3 protein-coding genes are annotated in these 2425 nt (G+C 72.7%); all 3 read right to left on the bottom strand.

The features are described 5' to 3' along the window. Positions 1-556, bottom strand: a 556-nt coding sequence (locus P7D22_RS22800) for a glycosyltransferase (protein WP_319936537.1), incomplete at its 3' end; no start/stop codon positions are given. Beyond that, a complete protein-coding gene (locus tag P7D22_RS22795; protein ID WP_319936536.1) occupies positions 553-1848 on the bottom strand; it encodes a VpsF family polysaccharide biosynthesis protein in 1296 nt (431 codons plus the stop codon). The genes P7D22_RS22795 and P7D22_RS22800, both read right to left, overlap by 4 nt. Then, positions 1845-2425: hypothetical protein (locus P7D22_RS22790; RefSeq protein ID WP_319936535.1), on the bottom strand; the 581-nt coding region annotated here is incomplete at its 5' end. The genes P7D22_RS22795 and P7D22_RS22790, both read right to left, overlap by 4 nt.

The following is a 2425-nucleotide window of genomic DNA, read 5'->3' as shown; positions in this document are numbered from 1 at the left end:
CGACGGTGCCGACCGCGACGAGCCGCAGCCCGCCGGGTGTCCCGGCCCGGGTGGCGCGGTCGCCCGGCTCGGCCCCGAACACGTTGCGGACGGCCGGACGGTAGGGGACGATGCGGGCCTCGGGCCGGCAGAAGCGGCGCAGTTCCGCCGCCGTCGCCTCCGAGTTGACCAGGAACAGCGCGGCGCGCCGCACCGTGAAGCGGAACGGCGCCACCATGTAGAGCTTGGCCCGCCGGTTAAGGTCGTCCGGCCGGGTCAGGAGGAACAGGTCGTGGATGTAGGGGATCACCCGGTCGCCGGCCAGCAGCATCAGGGGGATCGAGGGCGGGAAGCCCGGGCACAGCACCAGCGCGGCGCGCTCGACGAGCGCCCGAACCGGCAGCCCGAGGGTTTGGCCGAGCATCATAGCCTTGCGGCCCGGCGCCCGCACGGGGGCCAGGCGCAAAGGGGCTAGCGCTTCGGCCGAGAACAGCTCGAGCGTGATCCGCTCGAGCCCCGTGACGTGGCGGCCGCAATGGGTTTCGTCGACCAGGATGGGCGGCACGGGGCGGGTCATGGGAAAGCCGGGGTGGGCAGGAAGCGGGCCCGGCGATGCGGAGCGCCGGGGGGAAGCAGGATCAGCAGCAGGGCCACCACCTCCACCAGCATGGTGGTCTTGGCCGACAAGCCGATCGAGGTCGAGATGATGCCGAAGAAGAACAACATGACGCCCCAGGCCGCCGGGGCGCAGCGCCGCATCACCTCGGCGATGAACAGCCCGAATCCGGTGAAGAACACCAGCGAGGGCAGCAGACCGTCATTGAGGATGAAGCCGAGCCAGGTGCTTTCCACCCCGACCTCGATGCCGACGAGGTGCAGCACGGACGCGAGGGCGTCGGGATCGGGCCCGAACAACAGGTCGGGCCAGGACAGGTAGCCGAACACCGTCAGGATGATGCCGCGCGACTTGGCGCTGCCGTTGTCCTCGATGAACCGGTTCAGCACCACGTCGAAGAAGCCGCTCGAGGCGATCGCGGCCACCATTCCGAGGCCCAGGGGCGCCAGCAGCAGCCCGAGGCCGACGAGGCGAAGGTCGACCGGACGCCCGGCCAGCACGCGCACCAGGGCGACGCCCGCGATTGCGACGGCCGCCAGCGCGGCCAGCACCAGGGCGGTGCGGCCCCCGAAGGCACCGAGCGCCAGGGCCTGCAGGCCGAGGGCCGGGGCCCGCAGGCCGGCCGGCAGCCCGCGCCCGCCGCCCAGCATCAGCACAGTGGCGTAAAGCCCCGCCATGGCGGCGCTTGACAGCGGATGGCCGAGGAACCCGAAGGCACGCGCCTCCACCTCCGCGGTCTGGACGACGCCGTCGAGTTCGGCCGGGATCAGCCGCCAGCCCGACACGAATTCCGCGATGCCCAGCAGGGCGTTGGCGGCGATGAACAGGTGCAGCGCCGCCTCCAGACGATGTTTCCAGGCGGGATGCAGGTCCTGCAGGCCGACGAGCGCCGCCACCGGGATCAGGAAGGTGTCGATCAGCGGCGTGAACGGCGCATGCAGGACAACCATCTGGTAGATCAACAAGAACAGCGTGGTGGCCACGAAGGCCGCGGCGCCGGGATAGCGCCGCCCTTGGGCCACGAGCCAGGGCCCCGGCGCCCCGCTGCGCAGCGCCGCCGCCGCGAGGCCGAGCAGGATCAAGTCCGACCCGGGATGCACCTTCTCCCAGGCGCCGCCGTTCGCCGTGTCGTAGTTGAGGCCGATCAGCGTCAACAGCGAGGCCGGCACCAACAGCGCCGCCATGATGCCAGCCGTGATGGCGGCGGCCGGCCAGCCGTCGATGGGGGCCTGCCCGAACGACCGGTCGCTCACGCGGCGGCGCTTTTGGCGCCACCGGGGGGCGAGGCCACGGCCAGCAGGGGCGCCGCCGCGACGGTTGTCACCCGCAGGTCGGGCGGCAGCCCGCGCGACGCCAGTTCGGTCGCGACGGCTTCGGCGGTCGTCTCGGCCGGCACCACCACCAGCAGAGCGCCGGCCGAGGCCGCGACGTCGCGCAGTTGCGCGCCCTCGTCGAGGGCCGGGCCGTCGAAGATGATGACGTCGAAATGGTCACGCAGGCCTTCGAGGTGGCGCAAACCTTCGCGGCCGCGCAGGCGCTGCACCACCTGGGCCTCGTCGGCCAGCCGGGGGATCAGCCCGATCGGATCGCGGTCGTCGGTGGGGGCCCAATAACACACCCGGGTCGCGCCCATCAGGTCCACCAGGTCGGCGCCGGCGCCCGGTTCGATCAGGTCGCGCAACAGCGTGCGGCCCGCGTCGGCGTCGATCACCACAGGGCGCAGGCCGAGCCCCGCCACCCGGTCGGCCAGGCCGAGCGCCAGGGCGGTGCGGCTTTCGAACCCGGCCGGCCCCGTCACCACCAGGGTGGCGAAGCCGAGCGCTGCGGCCT

Origin of the sequence: Lichenihabitans sp. Uapishka_5, from assembly GCF_033947565.1 — a bacterium.
Classification (GTDB): Bacteria; Pseudomonadota; Alphaproteobacteria; order Rhizobiales; family Beijerinckiaceae; genus Lichenihabitans.
The sequence above is the reverse complement of the archived record's forward strand: the minus strand, read 5'-3'. Positions and strand labels throughout refer to the sequence as shown.